The 18,503-nt window shown below is 57.2% G+C and carries 15 protein-coding genes; 6 read left to right on the forward strand and 9 right to left on the reverse strand.

Features of this window, described 5'->3' with window-relative positions:
- Positions 1-19: 19 nt before the first annotated feature.
- Positions 20-1,174 carry an aminodeoxychorismate synthase component I gene (locus tag CFBP5473_RS07445; RefSeq protein WP_027673299.1) on the forward strand — a complete coding sequence of 385 codons (1,155 nt, stop codon included), beginning with the start codon at positions 20-22 and terminating at the stop codon, positions 1,172-1,174.
- Here CFBP5473_RS07445 and CFBP5473_RS07450 read toward each other — a convergent pair whose 3' ends face one another.
- Complete coding sequence (locus CFBP5473_RS07450) at positions 1,175-1,453, reverse strand: hypothetical protein (protein WP_234881737.1); 279 nt, start codon at positions 1,451-1,453, stop codon at positions 1,175-1,177.
- Positions 1,443-3,548: an ATP-dependent DNA helicase RecG gene (recG, locus tag CFBP5473_RS07455; RefSeq protein ID WP_027673297.1), complete on the reverse strand. Its 2,106-nt coding sequence runs from the start codon at positions 3,546-3,548 to the stop codon at positions 1,443-1,445. Before recG ends, CFBP5473_RS07450 begins: the two co-directional genes overlap by 11 nt.
- 381 nt (positions 3,549-3,929) lie before the next feature.
- Between recG and CFBP5473_RS07460 the strand changes: the two genes are divergently transcribed.
- The 3 genes from CFBP5473_RS07460 (at position 3,930) to CFBP5473_RS07470 (ending at position 8,206) form a co-directional block, all read left to right on the forward strand.
- Positions 3,930-4,241 carry an FAD assembly factor SdhE gene (locus tag CFBP5473_RS07460; protein WP_027673296.1) on the forward strand — a complete coding sequence of 104 codons (312 nt, stop codon included), beginning with the start codon at positions 3,930-3,932 and terminating at the stop codon, positions 4,239-4,241.
- Between the two features lie 3 nt (positions 4,242-4,244).
- Positions 4,245-7,754 carry a transcription-repair coupling factor gene (gene mfd, locus CFBP5473_RS07465; RefSeq protein WP_027673295.1) on the forward strand — a complete coding sequence of 1,170 codons (3,510 nt, stop codon included), beginning with the start codon at positions 4,245-4,247 and terminating at the stop codon, positions 7,752-7,754.
- Positions 7,755-7,879: 125 nt separating this feature from the next.
- Positions 7,880-8,206, forward strand: coding sequence for a hypothetical protein (locus tag CFBP5473_RS07470; protein WP_027673294.1), 327 nt, complete (start codon positions 7,880-7,882; stop codon positions 8,204-8,206).
- A gap of 61 nt (positions 8,207-8,267) precedes the next feature.
- Here CFBP5473_RS07470 and CFBP5473_RS07475 read toward each other — a convergent pair whose 3' ends face one another.
- The 3 genes from CFBP5473_RS07475 to CFBP5473_RS07485 form a co-directional block, all read right to left on the reverse strand.
- A complete protein-coding gene (locus tag CFBP5473_RS07475) occupies positions 8,268-9,197 on the reverse strand; it encodes a DMT family transporter (protein ID WP_027673293.1) in 930 nt (309 codons plus the stop codon).
- A 79-nt stretch (positions 9,198-9,276) separates the two neighbouring features.
- On the reverse strand, positions 9,277-9,948 hold the full coding sequence (locus tag CFBP5473_RS07480) for a DsbA family oxidoreductase (RefSeq protein WP_027673292.1): 672 nt from the start codon (positions 9,946-9,948) through the stop codon (positions 9,277-9,279).
- 95 nt (positions 9,949-10,043) lie between these two features.
- Positions 10,044-11,870 carry an extracellular solute-binding protein gene (locus tag CFBP5473_RS07485; protein WP_027673291.1) on the reverse strand — a complete coding sequence of 609 codons (1,827 nt, stop codon included), beginning with the start codon at positions 11,868-11,870 and terminating at the stop codon, positions 10,044-10,046.
- Between the two features lie 322 nt (positions 11,871-12,192).
- On the opposite strand from CFBP5473_RS07485, the gene CFBP5473_RS07490 reads away from it, so the two are divergent.
- A complete protein-coding gene (locus CFBP5473_RS07490; protein ID WP_027673290.1) occupies positions 12,193-12,840 on the forward strand; it encodes an invasion associated locus B family protein in 648 nt (215 codons plus the stop codon).
- An 80-nt stretch (positions 12,841-12,920) separates the two neighbouring features.
- Here the strand turns inward: CFBP5473_RS07490 and hspQ are convergent, their stop codons facing one another.
- The 3 genes from hspQ to CFBP5473_RS07505 all read right to left on the reverse strand — a co-directional run bounded on the left by hspQ (position 12,921) and on the right by CFBP5473_RS07505 (position 15,287).
- Complete coding sequence (hspQ, locus tag CFBP5473_RS07495) at positions 12,921-13,250, reverse strand: heat shock protein HspQ (RefSeq protein ID WP_027673289.1); 330 nt, start codon at positions 13,248-13,250, stop codon at positions 12,921-12,923.
- A gap of 221 nt (positions 13,251-13,471) precedes the next feature.
- Positions 13,472-14,881, reverse strand: a complete 1,410-nt coding sequence (gene glnA / locus CFBP5473_RS07500) for a type I glutamate--ammonia ligase (protein ID WP_027673288.1) — start codon at positions 14,879-14,881, stop codon at positions 13,472-13,474.
- Positions 14,882-14,948: 67 nt separating this feature from the next.
- Positions 14,949-15,287: a P-II family nitrogen regulator gene (locus tag CFBP5473_RS07505; protein WP_007753933.1), complete on the reverse strand. Its 339-nt coding sequence runs from the start codon at positions 15,285-15,287 to the stop codon at positions 14,949-14,951.
- A gap of 350 nt (positions 15,288-15,637) precedes the next feature.
- Between CFBP5473_RS07505 and CFBP5473_RS07510 the strand changes: the two genes are divergently transcribed.
- Positions 15,638-17,119 carry a bifunctional ADP-dependent NAD(P)H-hydrate dehydratase/NAD(P)H-hydrate epimerase gene (locus CFBP5473_RS07510; RefSeq protein WP_027673287.1) on the forward strand — a complete coding sequence of 494 codons (1,482 nt, stop codon included), beginning with the start codon at positions 15,638-15,640 and terminating at the stop codon, positions 17,117-17,119.
- Between the two features lie 3 nt (positions 17,120-17,122).
- On the opposite strand, the gene CFBP5473_RS07515 is transcribed toward CFBP5473_RS07510, so the two are convergent.
- A complete protein-coding gene (locus CFBP5473_RS07515; RefSeq protein ID WP_027673286.1) occupies positions 17,123-18,160 on the reverse strand; it encodes a GlxA family transcriptional regulator in 1,038 nt (345 codons plus the stop codon).
- Positions 18,161-18,503: the final 343 nt, after the last annotated feature.

Genomic DNA, 18,503 nt, shown 5'->3' on the forward strand with positions numbered 1-18,503 from the left:
CATCATCGGGTAGCTGGATGTGCTGAACGCGCCTTACGTTCTTTTCCGAGACGATACGACCGGCACCGTGACACTGTTTGCGGAGCCGCAAGACATTATCGTCGCCAATGAGGCTGATGAGTTTCTGCCCGCTCTTGCTCGCATGCAGAAGGCCAGGGATGCTGGCAAGTATTTAGCCGGCTACATGTCTTACGAGGCGGGACACCTTTTCGAGCCTAAGCTTGCGCCCTTGGCGGAGGGCAATCGCAAGGTTCCGCTCCTCTGCTTCGGTGTGTTTGCGGCTCCCTCCCATGATGAGGTTGCAGAAGCTACACCATTGAAATCCATGGATCCTGATGATTTTCTGAGCGAGCTGAAACCTGTCTGGTCTTTCGAAGAATATGAGTCGCAGTTCAACAAACTGCATCAGCATCTGCGTCAGGGAGATTGTTACCAGGCTAACCTTACCATGCCTATCACGGGGCGGTGGCATGGTGATCCGCTGACTGCCTTCTGGTCTCTGATCGAGCGTCAGCCGGTAAAATACGGTGCTTTGGTCGATCTCGGTGGACCTGTCGTCCTGTCTCGTTCCCCGGAGCTTTTCTTCTCGGTCAATCAGGACGGATGGATCGAAACGCATCCGATGAAGGGCACGGTCAAGCGTGGCGCGACAGAGGATGAGGACAGGGCAATCATCGCGGAGATGCGGCAGGACGAAAAGACGCTGGCCGAAAATCGCATGATCGTGGATTTGCTGCGCAACGATATTTCCCGCATAACGGAAGTCGGCTCTCTGGATGTGCCGAAACTTTTCGAGATCGAGACCTATCCGACAGTGCACCAGATGGTTAGCCATGTGCGGGCGAAATTGCTGCCGAACATGAGTATCGCCGATATTTTCAGTGCGATTTTCCCCTGCGGTTCGGTGACTGGAGCGCCGAAAATGCGGGCGATGGAAATTCTGCACGATCTGGAAGTCGGGCCCCGTGGCGCCTATTGCGGTGCCATCGGCTACATTTCACCGAAGGGTGACATGCGCTTTTCCGTCGCCATTCGCACCATCACGCTGTTTGCGGATGGCAGTGCCACATTCAATGTCGGCGGCGGCATTGTTTTCGATTCCACCGCGCAGTCGGAATATGATGAGTGTCTGCTGAAAGCAAAATTCGCAGCGGGCGAGCGCAAGCTCGTATAATCAGTCCTCGTCTTCCTCGATTTCGACGGAAGATGAGGATGTGGAATGAAACACCGGCACGAACAGGCGCATATAGACGAGCTTCACGCTCCAGCCTTGCTCCACCGCCTCAGCCCAGGCTTTCTTGCGGCCCGGCTTTTTAAAACCTTTCGCTATCGCCTTCTTTTCACTTTTCGCAAAAGTCTTGGGCTGCAGGATGTTCTCTGGCGAACACAGGGCGTAGCCTTTTTGAAAGGCGGGGGGCGGGTTTGGTATGGTGGTCATAACATCAGCCTGCATGCAGGAAGCGGATCGCTTCGTCCCTGCGGTGAAGATAAAGCAGGGTTCTTAGATTTTGGCCGCGCTCGCTTACGAGTTCGGCGTCGCGTTCAATGATATAGGCCGCATCCTTGCGGGCGATTTCCAGAAGGTCGGCGTGAGCCTCGAGACTTGCGATGCGGAAGCCCGGCGTGCCGGATTGGCGTGTGCCAAGAAGCTCTCCCTCGCCACGCAGCTTCAGGTCTTCTTCCGCAATGAGAAAACCGTCTTCGCTATCACGCAGGATGGAAAGGCGGGCCTTGCCGTTTTCGCTGAGCGGACCCTTGTAAAGCAGAATACAGGTGGATGCCTCATCACCGCGACCGACGCGACCACGCAGCTGGTGAAGCTGGGCAAGGCCGAAGCGTTCGGCATGTTCGATGACCATGATCGTCGCATCCGGCACGTCGACACCTACTTCGACAACGGTCGTCGCGACCAGCAGCCGTGTTTCGCCACTCTTGAAGGCCAGCATGGCGGCATCTTTTTCTGGCCCGCTCATCCGGCCATGGATGAGGCCGATATTGGCGCGTAGCGATTGAGACAGAACCGCATGCCGTTCCTCGGCAGACATGAGGTCGGACTCCTCCGATTCCTCCACCAGCGGGCAAATCCAATAGGCCTTCTTGCCTTCCGCCAGCGCACTGCGCAGGCGGTCTACAATGTCACCGATCCGCTCGTTTGGAATGGTCACGGTCTGGATCGGCTTTCGGCCTGCAGGCTTTTCGGTGAGCTTGGAGACATCCATGTCACCGAATGCGGCCAAAACCAGCGTGCGCGGGATGGGTGTTGCCGTCATCACCAGCATATGCGGCGTGATGCCCTTGGCGGTGAGGCGCAGGCGTTGGTGCACGCCGAAGCGGTGCTGCTCATCCACCACAGCCAGAACGAGGTTCTGATATGAAACGCTATCCTGAAACAGAGCATGGGTGCCGATGATGATCTGCGCCTCGCCGGAGGCGATCCGTTCCTCGATTTCGCGGCGTTCCTTGCCTTTGGTGCGGCCTGTCAGTACCTCACAGGAAATCCCCGCAGCTGCGGCATATTTCGAGATCGTCGTGAAATGTTGGCGTGCCAGAATTTCCGTTGGCGCCATCAACACGGCCTGTCCGCCTGCCTCGACGGCGGTTGCCATGGCCATCAGCGCAACAAGCGTCTTGCCCGCGCCGACATCGCCTTGCAGAAGCCGCAGCATACGGTCTTCGTCAGCCATATCGGTGAGAATGTCCTTCACTGCCGCACTCTGGCTGCCCGTCAGTGAAAAGGGAAGGTTGGCGAGGATGCGCGCGGCAAAGTCTCCCTTGGCGCGGATCGGCTGGCCCGCCACCTTGCGCAGTCGCTGACGTACCAGCGCCAGCGAAAGTTGACCGGCCAGAAACTCATCATAAGCCAGCCTGCGGCGGGCAGGGGCTTGCGGATCGATATCGGCGGCATCGCGTGGATCGTGCAATTCGCGAAACGCCTCTGCTACATGCGGAAAGCTCTGGCGGCTGGCCAGCGTTTCATCGATCCATTCCGGGAAAGTCGGCAGGCGCTGGAGTGCGGTATCGATCGATCGTTTCAAGACCTTCGGCGACAAGCCCGCCGTCATTGGGTAGACGGCTTCGACCAGAGGCAGGTTTTCCGCCTCGGACACCTTCACCATGAAATCCGGGTGAACCATCGAGGCGCGACCGTTGAACCAGTCCACCTTGCCGCTGACCATCACCTCTTCATCGATAGGCAGCGCCTTGGAAAGCCAGTCGCCGCGCGCGCGGAAGAAAGTGAGCGCCAGCTCACCCGTCTCATCGTGCAGAAACACGCGGTAGGGTGCGGAGCGATTGCCGGGCGGCGCTGGCTGGTGCCGGTCCACGCGTCCCTGAATGGTGACAATTGCCCCCTGTTGGGCATAGGCAATTCCCGGCCTGTTACGCCGGTCGATGATGTTGGACGGCGCGTGAAAGATAAGGTCGATGACGCGGGTATCTTCTGCGTTCTCCCGACCCAACAGTTTCGCCAACAGATCGGCAAGCTTCGGCCCGACGCCGGTGAGCGTGGAGACGGTGGCAAATAGCGGATCGAGAAGGGCGGGGCGCATGGGCAGCAAAATCGGGGAAGGTGCCGCGCAATGCAAGACCGTGACCTTCAGAAAGATCGTTTATCACCCGCAGTTTTTGCAGGTGTCGCGTAAAAACCGGTTCCCAAGCGTTCATGTCCTGTTCTATACGAGGGGCAACAGATGAACCGAGATGGAAGCAGACGCCGAGACTTCGACGCCTGCTTTTGCTGTCGCGCTCTTCTTTGCCTCATCCCTGCGCTTGTTACAGGGATCCAGTCAGCCCAAGTCATTGGGCTGAAACAAGTCTTTTGACCTGACAGACGTCAGGTCACTGGATTCCTGTGACGAGCACAGGAATGAGGGATGAGAGGGGGATGACAGTGGCGCGTTTTGCTTGAACCCGGGCGGAAGGAAATTGCGATGACTGGATTGGTGCGCACGAGTGCCGACCTTGAACCGAGACGCAGGCGGATTCTTTATCGCTGCTGGCACCGAGGCATTCGCGAGATGGATCTGGTGCTCGGTCAGTTTGCCGAGGACAATATCGGTGATCTTTCGGAAGCGGAACTCGATGAGCTGGAAGTCATTATGGCCGAGGAAGACAACGACCTCGTGAAGATGGTGACAGGTGCCTCGCCCATTCCCGAAAAGTTTCAGACGCCCCTCTTTACGAAGATCATTTCTTATCGTCCGGACTTCGATCCGGTCACTTCAGAGACAACGAAAGCCTGATAAATGATTGCCGGGATAGATGTGAAGCTGGTGGCATCGGCCGATACGCCGCTGACCATTGGAAACGTGCCGTCTGGAATGGAAGCTCTGCTTCTGGCGGATATGGCGCGGGCAGGAACCTCCGTTGCCTATGTCATGTCGGATGGGCATCGCGTTTCCGATCTGGAGCAGATACTCGGCTTCGTCGCGCCTGAAATCCCGGTACTGACGTTGCCGGCATGGGACTGCCTTCCCTATGATCGTGTGTCACCGAGTGCGGACACGTCCGCGCGCAGATTGGCCGCGCTGTCGGGACTGATCCATCATCAGAAAAAGCCGCATCCGGCCATCGTTCTCGTCACCGTCAACGCCATGCTGCAAAAGATGGCGCCGCGCGATGGCATCGAAAGTCTGGCCTTCTCGGCCAAGCCCGGCAACCAGATCAAGATGGAAGAGATTGCCGCCAGGCTGGAGCGCAACGGTTTCGACCGCGTGGCGACCGTCCGCGAAGTGGGTGAATTCGCCGTGCGCGGCGGCATTCTGGACGTGTTCGTTCCCGGCACGGAAGAGCCTGTGCGTCTGGATTTCTTCGGCGATACGCTGGAAAGCATCCGCACTTTCGATCCCGCCAGCCAACGCACCATCGGGCAGGCTCGCTCGCTCGACCTCAACCCGATGAGTGAAGTGACGCTGACGCCGGATACGATCAGCCGTTTCCGCAAGAATTACCTGTCGCTTTTCGGCGCGGCAACGCGTGACGATGCGCTGTATCAGGCCGTTTCCGAAGGCCGCCGTTATGCGGGCATGGAGCATTGGCTGCCGCTCTTCTACGAGCATCTCGAAACCGCCTTCGATTACCTCAAGGGCTTCCGCATCGTTACCGATCACACCGCGCGCGAGGCCGCTGTCGAGCGCTCCAAGCTGGTGCATGATTATTTCGAGGCGCGCCGCGCTTCCGGCCAGACCAAGGGTGCCACGCAGGGTGCGCCGTACAAGCCGGTTTCGCCAAGCCAGATATATCTCGGCGGCAAGAGCTTCGATGAGGCGCTGAATGCCATCAATGCGGTGCGGCTGACGCCGTTCAACGAGCAGGACTCGAAAGAAAAGCCAGTCGCCACGCTGGATGCGCATGTCGGCCCGCGTTGGGCCAAGTCGCAGACGGAAAGTGAAAGCGAAGAGCGCATCAACGTCTTCGATCTTGCCGTAAAGCACATTGCGGAGCGCCGCTCCAAGGGCTGGAAGGTGCTGATTACCGGCTGGTCCGAGGGATCGCTGGACCGCCTGTTGCAGGTGCTGAACGAACACGGTCTTGAAAAGATCAAGCCGGTTGCTTCGCTGAAAGAAGTAGAGAAGCTCGGCAAGGGTGAGGCTGCTGCTGCTGTTCTAAGCCTCGAAGCTGGTTTCGAGACGCCTTTCGACGGGGGCAATCTGGCCGTCATCGGCGAGCAGGATATTCTCGGCGACCGCATGGTGCGCCGCTCCAAGCGCCGCAAGCGTGGTGCCGATTTCATTTCCGAAGTCGCCGGGCTGGATGAGAACTCGCTCGTTGTTCATGCCGAACACGGTATCGGCCGTTTCGTCGGTCTTCGCACCATCGAGGCAGCAGGCGCGCCGCGTGATTGCCTTGAGCTGCATTATGCCGATGATGCCAAGCTGTTCCTGCCAGTCGAAAACATCGATCTTCTTTCGCGTTACGGCTCGGACGCTGCGGAAGCGCAGTTGGACAAGCTCGGTGGTGGCGCATGGCAGATGCGCAAGGCGAAGCTCAAGAAGCGCCTGCTGGATATGGCGGGCGATCTCATTCGCATTGCCGCCGCGCGCCTCGTTCGCAAGGCGCCGGTGCTGGCCGCGCCCGATGGGCTCTATGACGAATTCGCCGCCCGTTTCCCTTATGATGAGACCGAAGATCAGCTGAACGCCATCGAATCCATCCGTGAGGATTTGGGCGCGGGCCGTCCAATGGATCGCCTGATCTGCGGTGATGTCGGCTTCGGCAAGACGGAAGTGGCGCTACGCGCCGCCTTCCTCGCGGCCATGAACGGTGTGCAGGTGGCAGTTGTCGTGCCGACGACGCTGCTCGCGCGCCAGCATTTCCGCACTTTCTCTGAACGCTTCCGTGGTCTGCCCATTCGCGTGCAGCAGGCTTCGCGCCTCGTTGGCACGAAGGAACTGAACCTCGTCAAGAAAGAGGTTGCGGATGGCAAGACGGATATCGTCGTCGGCACGCATGCGCTGCTGGGGCAGGGCATCAGCTTCGCCAATCTCGGCCTGCTCATCATCGATGAAGAGCAGCATTTCGGCGTGAAGCATAAGGAGCGGCTGAAGGAGCTGAAGAGCGATATCCACGTTCTGACACTGTCTGCGACACCTATTCCGCGCACGCTTCAGCTTGCCATGACGGGCGTTCGCGAACTTTCGCTGATCACCACGCCGCCGGTGGACCGCATGGCGGTGCGCACCTTCATCTCGCCTTTCGATGCGCTGGTCATTCGCGAGACCCTGATGCGTGAACATTATCGCGGCGGCCAGAGCTTCTATGTCTGCCCGCGTCTTGCGGATCTGGCGGATATCCACGCCTTCCTGCAATCGGATGTGCCGGAGTTGAAGGTGGCTGTTGCCCACGGCCAGATGGCGGCGGGTGAGCTGGAAGACATCATGAACGCCTTCTATGACGGCAAATATGATGTGCTTCTTTCCACCACCATCGTCGAATCCGGCCTCGATGTGCCGACCGCAAACACATTGATCGTGCACCGCGCCGATATGTTCGGCCTCGCACAGCTTTACCAGCTGCGTGGCCGTGTGGGCCGCTCCAAGGTTCGCGCCTTCGCGCTCTTCACGTTGCCGGTCAACAAGGTGCTGACGACGATGGCGGAGCGCCGTCTGAAGGTACTTCAATCGCTCGACACGCTTGGCGCTGGCTTCCAGCTTGCCAGCCACGATCTGGATATTCGTGGTGCGGGCAACCTGCTGGGCGAAGAACAGTCCGGCCATATCAAGGAAGTTGGATTCGAGCTTTACCAGCAGATGCTGGAAGAGGCCGTGGCCGAGGTGAAGGGTGAGGACGAGGTGATCGATACCGGCTGGTCACCACAGATTTCTGTCGGCACCTCTGTCATGATCCCGGAAAATTATGTCCCGGATCTGCATCTGCGCATGGGCCTCTATCGCCGCCTTGGCGAGTTGACCGATCTTGGCGAAATCGATGGCTTCGGAGCAGAGATGATCGACCGCTTCGGTCCGCTTCCGAAAGAAGTGCAGCACCTGCTCAAGATCGTTTACGTCAAGTCGCTGTGCCGCACCGCCAATGTCGAGAAGCTGGATGCAGGGCCGAAGGGCGTCGTCGTGCAGTTCCGCAACAAGCAGTTCCCGAACCCGGCAGCTCTTGTCGGTTACATCGGCAAGCAGGGCTCGATGGCGAAGATCAGGCCTGACCATAGCGTGTTCCTGACACGCGATCTGCCGACGCCGGAGAAGCGTCTCGCGGGTGCAGCGATGGTAATGACGCAACTGGCGGAACTCGCCAAATCATAAGGGTTTCGCCCGCCCGATTCTTACCGCGAATTAATGAAACGGACATGATGCGGTAGACGTTTAAAGCATAGTCTTCATGCAGCGGAAGGATACGTTCTTCCGCCGCTAAACCAAGGAGCAAGACTATGTTGACTACCATGAACAGGTTTGTCACCGCTGGTCTGGTTGCTTTGACAATTGCGGGCACCACAATTGCCACCACCAGCCAGGCAGAAGCACGCAACTATCATCATGGAGGCGGAGTTGCCGCTGGTATCGCTGGCGGACTTCTCGGTGGCGCGCTCATTGCTGGCGCCATGGGCGGTCCCGCCTACGCCGCACCGGCATATGGCCCACCCGTCTATTACGGACCTCCGCCCGCTTATTACGAACCGGTCTACCGCCGCTGCCACTATGAATGGCGTCATAATGGCTGGGGAGAACGATATCAGGTAGAGGTTTGCTACAGGTAATCAGAACGTCGAAAAGCTTATGAGAATGCAAGCGTTCCCATTCCAAGGTGGGAGCGCTTTTCTATTGGTCTTCGGGGGTAATCGCAACCGCGACATTCTGGTCGGCGGCAGCAACTGACGTTGGCAGCGGTACTTTTCTCTGCTTTTCCCGGATCAGCGTCAGCAGGCCGGAACCGATGATCAGCGCTATGCCCACCAGCATCCAGCTATCGATAGCATCCCCGAAAATAAGATAGCCGAAGAGAATCGCCCAGAGCATCTGGCTATATTGGGTTGGCCCGATAACCGCCGCTGGCGCATATTGGGCGGAATACATGATGAGGACGTTGGCGAGAGCGCCGAGGAGGCCGTAGCCCGCCAGCAGCAGCCATTGCTCGCCGGTCGGCGGCACGAAGGAGGGAACCATCAGCACGCCGCAAATGGCAAGACAGCCGAGGACGCCTGCGCCATAGAGCGAAATGTTCTTTTCCTTCGGGCCCATGGCGCGGAAGATCACGATGGAGAGCGCGCCGCAGAGGCCAGCGATAATTGCGGCGACATGGCCAATCGATAGTTCGCGAAAGCCGGGGCGAAGAATGACCAGCACGCCCGCAAATCCAATAATGACCGCAGACCAGCGCTTGATGCCCACCTGTTCCTTCAGGAACACGACGGACATGATGGTCACAAAGGAGGGCAGCAGGAAGATAAGCGCAAAGGCTTCGGCCATTGCGAGATGCGTAAAGGCGGTAACGCTGGTGACTGCGCCTATGCCGGAAGACACGAAGCGCAACAGCCAGAGCGGTCGGTTCGTGGTTTTGACGATGTCCGTCCACTTGTCGTTACGCTTGCGAATGAAAGGCAGGGCAAAGAGCCCGAAGACCGCACCGAAGAAGGCGGACTGGATCGGCGAAAGCTGTCCTTCGATGAGTTTGACGCTTGCGTCGCTCCAGGCATAGGCGGCGAATGCGGCGAAGGCGAGCAGAATGCCCTTCAACGTGCTGTCTGACACGGGAACACCAGATGGAATGAATGGGACCGGTAACCGACAGCAAAAGCCGGTCCCGAACGGGACCGACCGAAACCATAGGTCAGTTCAATGCCCTATGCTCTTCCGCTTTCATTTTGGCAATATCCCGCAGTGCATTAATTAGAACGTCCTGCGTTTGCGCACCGCTGACGGCGTATTTCTGATCCAGAATGAAGAAGGGGACCCCGGATACGCCCATTTGCTGCGCCGCATCAATTTCCGCCTTGATCGTGTCCTTATCGGCATCCGAGCTCAGCAGACGGCGCACCAGTTCACGGTCCATGCCGTTCTCGCCGGCAATATCGATCAGCACCGCATGGTCGCCGATGTTGCGACCTTCCTCGAAGTTGGCCTTGAACAAAGCGGTTACAATTTTGTCCTGAAGCTCACGGCCTTCGGAGTGAGCCCAGAGCGAAAGCCGGTGTGCATCCAGCGTGTTGGGACCAACCTTGATGGCATCGAAATTATAATCGATGCCGACTTCCTTGCCGAGTTCAGTCAGCGTGCCGTGGATTTGATCCACGCGTTCCTTGCCGCCGAGCTTCTTTTCCAATTCGGCTTTCTGGTCCACGCCTTCCGGCGGGTAATCCGGATTTAGCTGGTAAGGGCGCCAGTTGATGTCGACGCTGATTTCATCCTGCACTTCGGCCAAAGCCAGATCCAGACGCGCCTTGCCGAGATAGCACCACGGGCAGACCATGTCCGAGACGACGTCGATGACAATGCGTTGCATGGTGCTTTCCTTTTCGATTTTACACAGTTCACCCCATCTAGGGCGTGAGCCGTGAGGGCACAAGGCGTTACCAAAAAGGAACCGCCTGCAGGTTTTTACTGCGCGCGCGTATCCCACCATGTTTGTTTCTGATTGCCGGTAAGCGGCGTCGTGTCTGGCCGCGCAATATATTTCCAGCGTGCGACCCACTGAGCGCCGATGGAGTAGAGCGGAATGACATAATGGCCCGCCGTCAAAAGACGGTCATAGGCGCGCACTGCAACCTCGAAATCCTCAGTCTCCCGCGCCTGCAACAGCGCCTCGATCATCCGGTCGATATCCGTGTCGGCAACACCGGCATAGTTGAAGCTGCCATTGGCATCTTTGGAAACGGAGCCCCAGCGGTTGATCTGCTCCGCCCCCGGCGAGAGCGATGATGGGTAGGAGCGGATGATCATATCGTAGTCGAAGCCGTTGGAGCGCGACTGATACTGGCCGTCATCCACGGAGCGAATCGCCATATCGACGCCGATCAGGCGCAGCGAGCGCTGGTAGGCCAGCGCAATGCGCTCCTGCGCGGGGTTTTGCGTCATGAGTTCGAAGGCAAGCGGCCTGCCTTTGGCATCGGACATCTCGCCCTTTTTGATGGTGTAGCCCGCTTCCTTCAGCGTATCGACCGCCAGCTTCAAGACTGTGCGATCGGCGCCGGAGCCATCGCTTTTCGGCATCTCATAGGTGCCTGCAAGAATGTCCGGCGGCAGGCGCTTGGCCGCATCGCCGAGCAGAGCCAGTTCCTTTTGGTTTGCCGCGTTGCCATAAGCGCCGAGCGTCGAGTTCTGCCAGAAGCTCTGGCTTCGCTTGAATGCACCGCCCAGAATGTTGCGGTTCATCCACTCGAAATCCATGGCGTAGGACAAGCCCTCACGGACCTTTTCATCCGCAAAAATCGGCCTGCGGGTGTTGAAGATCAAGCCGAACATGCCGGTCGGCAAACGTGATTCGAAAATGTCGCGGGCGATATCGCCGCGCTGGACGGCCGGGAAGTTGTAGGCCTGGCCCCAGTGGGAGGTATCGGACGTCCCGTTGATCGCGTCACCTTCGGGGTAGATGTCGATATCTCCCTTCTTGAAGGCCTCGAACATGGTCGTGACCTGAAGGAAGTAAGTCACGCTGATCTGGTCGTAATTATCGAAGCCGATTTTGACCGGCACATCCTTGCCCCAGTAATTGGGGTCACGTTCCCAGACGATCTGCTCGCCTAGCCTCAGCGATTTGATTCGGTATGGCCCCGAACCCACGACAGGACCGACACCGCCCTGATCGAATGTCTTGGGGTCGATGGCATGGGCAGGCAGAATGGGGGTGGAGGAGGCGAGGATCAGCGGCGTCTCGCGATTCGCTTTATCGTTGAAGGTGAAGCGCACGCTACGCTCGCCGACTTTCTCCATTTTCGCCACGCCGTTTAGACGGCTGTCGAAAGGCGGGCGGCCTTTTTCCTTCAAAAGATTGAAGGTGAAAATCACATCTTCCGGCGTGACCGGCTTGCCATCCTGCCAATGCGCTTTCGGGTTGAGATTGAACTGGATGAAGCTGCGCTCATCGTCCCATTCGGCGCTTTCCGCAAGAAGGCCATAAAGGGAGAAGGGCTCGTCATGGGAGCGCTGCATCAGCGGTTCGTAAAGCAGATTACCGAATTCCGGGTCCCAGACACCGCGCGCGGTGGTGCGCATTCCTTTTAAAATGAAGGGGTTGAGGCTATCGAAAGTGCCGACGACGCCGTAGGAGACGCGACCGCCCTTCTTCACATCGGGGTTCACATAAGGCAGGTTTTTGAAGTCTGCGGGCAGGGCAGGTTTGCCGTGCATGGATATCCCGTGCAGAGGTTCCGCCAGCGCCATGCCAGAAATGAGGAGGGCTGGAATGAACGCCAAAAGGCTTCGCATGTCACTATCCTGTCGCATTCAGGCTATTGAGTGAGGCTCCTGGCCTCCGGCGCTCAACTGCCCTTACTTGTTTTGATTCCTGCGGGAATGTATCACACGCGAATAAGGCAGGCATCCGACGAAGGAAATCTTGATCGGTGCAGGGAAAATCTAAAAGAAGTGCTGGATATCCCGGTGAACGGGATGTAACAGGATTGCCGAAACAGTCGGGTCACGCATTTGCCTCATTTAAACGACAGTGGAACGGGCAGACGGATACCGGTGATGTTGAGCAGGGCGCGTCGTTCTGCTTGGCATAAAAAATTCAGGAGACGGAACTCTTATGAAGCAAATCGCAAACACATTCACCCGCGCAGGCCTGTCTGCCCTCGTTCTTTCCCTGGGCGCCGTGTCTGTACCGGCTGTTTCTCAGGCTCAGCAGGCTGCCGCTCCGGCAGGCGCACCGCCACTTGGCTGGTTCAAGACCTGCAGCAAGCAGGAAGACAATGATGTTTGCGTGGTGCAGAACGTCGTACTCGCCCAGAACGGCCAGATGATCACGGCTGTCGGCCTGATCACTGTCGAAGGCAAGGTCAACCGCAAGCTGCTTCAGGTTTCGGTACCGACCGCTCGCCTTCTTCCTCCGGGCGTCGTCATGCAGATCGATGGTGGTAAGGGCCAGAAGCTGGACTACGCAGTCTGCCTTCCCGACAAGTGCACAGCTGAAGTGCCGCTGACGGACGCCATGATCGCAAGCATGAAGAAGGGCACCGAGGTCGTCTTCACATCCATCAACTTCCGTCGCGCTCCAAACCCGATCAAGATTGCTCTTACGGGCTTCACCGGCGCTTATGACGGCCAGCCGATCAGCCAGTCTCAGCTTGCTGAAAGCCAGCGTTCGCTGCAGGAAGGCATGCAGAAGAAGGCTGAAGAAGCGCGTAAGAAGCTCGAAGCTGCTCAGGACGCTGCAAAGGCTAAGCCTGCCAACTAATCGGTCTCGATTGAGAGACGAAAAAACCGGCCTGCAAGGGCCGGTTTTTTTATGCGCGGTTTCGGTTTTCCGTGGGCGGCTTAATGCGTCATGGCCGATTTCGGGCGAAACTCACCGTTGGGAGCGGTGTCGAAAATGCGCGTGATGTTTGGGTTGCGCAGCGGCTGCTCGCTTTCATCATGAATGAGGTTCTGCTCAGAAACATAGGCGACATATTCGGTCTCCTCGTTTTCTGCCAGAAGATGATAAAAGGGCTGGTCGCGGTCAGGGCGTATCTCAGCGGGAATCGCGTTCCACCATTCCTCGGTATTCGCGTATTCTGGGTCTACGTCGAATATCACACCGCGGAACGGAAACACCCGGTGACGAACAACTTCGCCGATCGTGAATTTTGCGTTTCGTTGTTTCATGGCATGTCATCCTTTCCCCATACAATTTGGGGTATCATGCGGAAATATCAAGATGCAGCATTTCCGCGGCTGTATTCATCAAGACCTGATCGCGACTGCCAAGTGTAACGCCGGATGACCTTGAAAAGTTTCTTATTCGGCATTCAAGCGCCGATCACCGGGCGCCATCTTTTCGGAGAGACAAAGAAAAAAGGCGCCCCGAAGAGCGCCTTTCGTAAGTCTTATGCCGAGTAATACATGTCGAATTCGACAGGATGTGGCGTCATTTCGAAGCGCATGACTTCCTGCATCTTCAATTCGATGAAGGCATCGATCTGGTCGTCATCGAACACGCCGCCAGCGGTCAGGAACTTGCGATCCTTGTCGAGGCTTTCCAGCGCTTCACGCAGCGAACCGCAGACCGTTGGGATCTTCTTCAGTTCCTTCGGCGGCAGATCGTAGAGATCCTTGTCCATCGGCTTGCCGGGATGGATCTTGTTCTTGATGCCGTCCAGACCAGCCATCAGCATGGCTGCGAAACCGAGATACGGGTTCTGGGTGGGGTCCGGGAAGCGAACTTCGACGCGCTTTGCCTTCGGGTTGGAGCCGAAAGGAATACGGCAGGACGCCGAGCGGTTACGCGCGGAGTAGGCCAGCAGAACCGGTGCTTCGTAGCCTGGAACCAGACGCTTGTAGGAGTTGGTCGTCGGGTTGGTGAAAGCGTTGATGGCCTTGGCGTGCTTGATGATGCCGCCAATGTAGTAGAGGCAGGTTTCGGACAGACCGGCATATTCATCGCCAGCGAAGGTTGGCTTGCCGCCCTTCCAGATGGACTGGTGAACGTGCATGCCCGAGCCGTTGTCGCCATAGATCGGCTTCGGCATGAAAGTTGCCGTCTTGCCGTAGGCGTTTGCGACCTGATGCACGACGTACTTGTAGATCTGCATCTTGTCGGCGCTGGATACCATCGTGTCGAACTTTACACCCAGCTCGTGCTGAGCGGAGGCGACTTCGTGGTGGTGCTTTTCAACGACAACGCCCATTTCGCCGAGAACGGTCAGCATTTCGGAGCGCATGTCCTGAAGGCTGTCGACTGGCGGCACGGGGAAGTAGCCGCCCTTGACGCGTGGGCGGTGACCGAGGTTGCCGGTCTCGTAATCGGTGTCGTCGTTGGATGGCAATTCGGACGAATCGAGCTTGAAGCCCGTGTTATACGGGTCGGCCTTGTACTTGACGTCGTCGAAGACGAAGAATTCAGGCTCAGGACCAACGAAGATCGTGTCGCCGATACCGGAAGCCTTGAGGTAGGCTTCGGCCTTCTTGGCCGTGCCGCGCGGGTCACGGTTATAGGCTTCGCCGGAAACCGGGTCGAGAATGTCGCAGAAGATGACCATGGTGGACTGCGCGAAGAACGGGTCCATGTGCACGGTTGCCGGATCGGGCATCAGCACCATGTCGGACTCGTTGATGGCCTTCCAGCCGCCAATCGAGGAGCCGTCGAACATGACGCCATCGGCGAACATGTCTTCGTCAACGCAAACCACGTCCATGGTTACGTGCTGAAGCTTGCCTTTGGGATCGGTGAAACGCAGGTCAACGAACTTTACGTCGTTGTCCTTGATCTGCTTAAGGATATCGTTTGCAGTCGTCATATGAATGTTCCTTGAGTGTAATGATCAACGCGGTGATGCCTGAGCCTGAAAATTGGCTCAGGTCGTTTTAGATGGCGTCTACGCCTGTCTCACCCGTACGGATACGAATAACCTCTTCCACGTTGGAAACGAAAATCTTTCCGTCGCCAATGCGGCCAGTCTGGGCAGCGTTGCGGATTGCCTCGATCACTGCATCCGCATTTTCGTCCGCGAGAACGACCTCGACCTTCACCTTCGGCAAAAAGTCGACGACATATTCCGCCCCGCGATAGAGTTCAGTATGGCCTTTTTGACGACCAAAGCCCTTGGCTTCCGTAACCGTTATTCCCTGAAGTCCGACTTCCTGAAGGGCTTCCTTCACTTCGTCGAGCTTGAAAGGCTTAATGATCGCTTCGATCTTTTTCATGAGAAAATATCTCTCCGCTTCTCCCGTTAAAGCGGTCTGTTCCGCTCTCCCACAAGAATGCACGTATCGTGCCAGATCGGAAGCCGGTTACGATAAAAAATCTGCAGAAATTGATGGATGAGAGGACAAATTGGCGAAAAACCGTGGGTTTGCGCGATGAAAATTCATGCTGCACTGCCAAAATGTGGCAAAATTAATCAAAATCTTCAGCGAATACAGAAGATTAGCAATAGCTAAATCCGGCGAGCTTAATGATCAATAATTGTGCTTTTGCATATTATTTGATCTTCTGAATATGCTCAAAAAAGCGCCGATTGCATTTCTTCCGGTTTTGCGATGAAATTGCAAATATGAGCACGCCCAATTCGCATTATCTCATCAATCCAGAAGCCATGGCCGAAATCGATGCCGCAACGGCAGAGAGCGGTATCGCCATAACGTCGTTGATGGAGCAGGCGGGGCAGGCGGTGGCTGCCAGCGCTCTCAGGTATTTTCCTGATGCACTTCGCTTCATCGTTTTGTGCGGAACCGGCAATAATGGCGGAGATGGTTTCGTGGCGGCGCGGGCGCTTTCAGAGGCGGGCGGTGAGGTCTCCGTTTACGTTCTGGGTGATGTAACGAAGTTGCGCGGCGCGGCAAGGTGGGCCTATGAGGGCTGGGCACGGAAGGTTCAGCCTCTAACTCATTACCGACCGCAGAAAGGCGATATCGTAATCGACGCGGTTTTCGGGGCTGGCCTTGCTCGCGATGTGCCGGAGGCACTGGCGGACGTCATCGAGGCAGTTGCTGCGGCAGACATTCCTGTCATCGCTGTCGATCTACCGTCCGGCGTATGTGCACGCAGAGGCGTCGTGCTGGGTGCCGCATTTAGGGCAGAGCGCACCGTGACTTTCGCCGCGAAAAAGCCGGGACATCTGTTGATGCCCGGACGCTCGCTGTGCGGAGAGCTTGAGATTTTCGACATCGGTATCCCGAAGCGCATCGTAGCGGCTCACGCGGGGGCAATTCGCGAAAATCATCCTGATCTATGGAAAGAATTCTTCAGTCGGCGGGATGAAGATACACACAAGTTCAAGCGTGGGCATCTCACCGTTTTTTCCGGACCTTCGCATGCCACGGGCGCTGCGCGCATGACGGCTATGGCGGGCTTGCGGACTGGCGCAGGAATCGTTTCCATCGCCGCACCGCGGGAGGCCGTTTCCGTTCTGGCCGCAACGTTGACGGCAATCATGGTGTCACCTGTCGATGACCGGAATGCGCTGACAGACTGGCGCGAAGACAAACGGCACGAGACTTATGTGCTGGGGCCGGGGTTCGGTGATATGGAGAAAGCGCGTGAATTCGTGTCGCTTATTTCGGATAAGTCGCTTGTTCTCGATGCGGATGGCATCAGTGCCTTCAAACAAAATCCAGAAGACCTTTTCTCGCTTTTTGCGAAGGCGGATGCGTTTCGCATTCTCACCCCGCATGAAGGTGAGTTCGCCCGGCTGTTTCCCGATATTCACTCGGACAACAGTCTCAGCAAGATAGAAAAGGCGCAGGCCGCTGCGGCTTTGGCCCACGCCGTCATAATCTACAAGGGTGCCGATACGGTAATCGCCGCGCCGGATGGACGCGCCTACGTCAATACCAATGCTCCGTCCACATTGGCGACCGCTGGCTCCGGCGATGTACTGGCCGGAATTTGCGGCGGTTTTCTTGCGCAGCAGATCCCGGCTTTCGAGGCTGCCGCAGCGGCTGTTTGGCTGCATGGGGAAACTGCTCGGACACTCGGGGCAGGGCTCACCGCAGAAGATTTGGCATCGGCGGTCAGACCATTCGATTTCAGTTGATAATTAGTGTGCCGCCTTGCCCTGGCTTGCCGCCAACATGCGTGAGGCGCTGATGACGAGTTTGCGTTCCGCGCGCTCCTGTTGCGGGGTGCGATTGTAAATCTCGCGATAACACTTGGAAAAATGCGAGGCGGAAACGAAACCGCATGCCACGGCAACTTCCACCACGGGCATGGCCGATTGCACCAGCAGGTGACGTGCGCGATCAAGCCGGATTTCCAGATAGTAACGCGCAGGCGAGCGCCCCATTTCCTGACGGAACAACCGCTCCACCTGACGGCGCGAAAGGTCGGCGCCCTCGGCAATATCCAGCAGCGACAGCGGCTCTGAAAGATTGCTCTCCATCAATTCGATAATGGACAGAACCTTGTCGTTCTGCACGCCAAGGCGAGCGCGAAGCGGCAGGCGCTGGCGGTCATGCGGGTTGCGCACGCGGTCCGTCAATTGCTGTTCGCAAACGCGGTTGACGAGGTTCTCACCGAAATCCTGACCGATGAGGTTCAGCATCATGTCCAGCGAAGCGGTTCCACCGGCGCAGGTGTAGATATTGCCATCCACCTCGTAGAGGTCCGCGTAAACTTCCACCTGCGGAAAGGCTTCCGAAAAGCCCGGCAGGTTTTCCCAGTGTATCGCACAGCGCTTGCCATTCAGCAGTCCTGCCTGGGCAAGCACATGTGCGCCCGTACAGAGGCTGCCCACGGCAATGCCGCGATTATTGGCTTCACGCAGCCAGGCGTTCACCGACTTGTTGCCATATTGCTCGATATCGATGCCGGAACAGACCAGAACCATGTTCGGGCGGTTTTCGCCGCTGACGAATTTGCGCTCCTCTGCAAGCGATGTGTTGGCCTCCAGAGCAATTCCCGCTGAAGACGCTACCTTCATTCCGTCAGCGGAGGCCAGGCGCCATTCATAGGCATCATATCCCAGCATTCGGTTGGCGATACGCAAGGTTTCCACAGCCGCCGTGAAAGGCAGCATGGTGAACTGCGGAACCATAAAAAATACGATTGAGCGCTTCTTGGGAGGAGTTTTGCTCATGATGACCATGCTCCATTGCGAAAACGCAATTCCTTGCTGGGAAATAAGCGTCTGTATATTCCATTTGCGACGCTTCGCTCACAAATTACGACACCGCGATTGCGCCGTCAAAAAAAGTATCCGTGAACGCCTCTTGACAGAAATCAACGACGCGCTTCGTTACCTTCAAAATCGGATATTTTGCATTTTATTAATATTGTTTTCAATTTTTCGGAGCAGCCTGTCAGCAATGTCGCCGAATTGCGCGTTCTGTTGAAAAGATGGAACGGCGGACCGTCGAAGCCACCGCCGCACCATCCAGTGTCACAGCATCGGATAAGCAAAGTTTGCTTTTCTTACCGAA

Origin of the sequence: Agrobacterium larrymoorei (assembly GCF_005145045.1) — a bacterium.
Classification (GTDB): Bacteria; Pseudomonadota; Alphaproteobacteria; order Rhizobiales; family Rhizobiaceae; genus Agrobacterium; species Agrobacterium larrymoorei.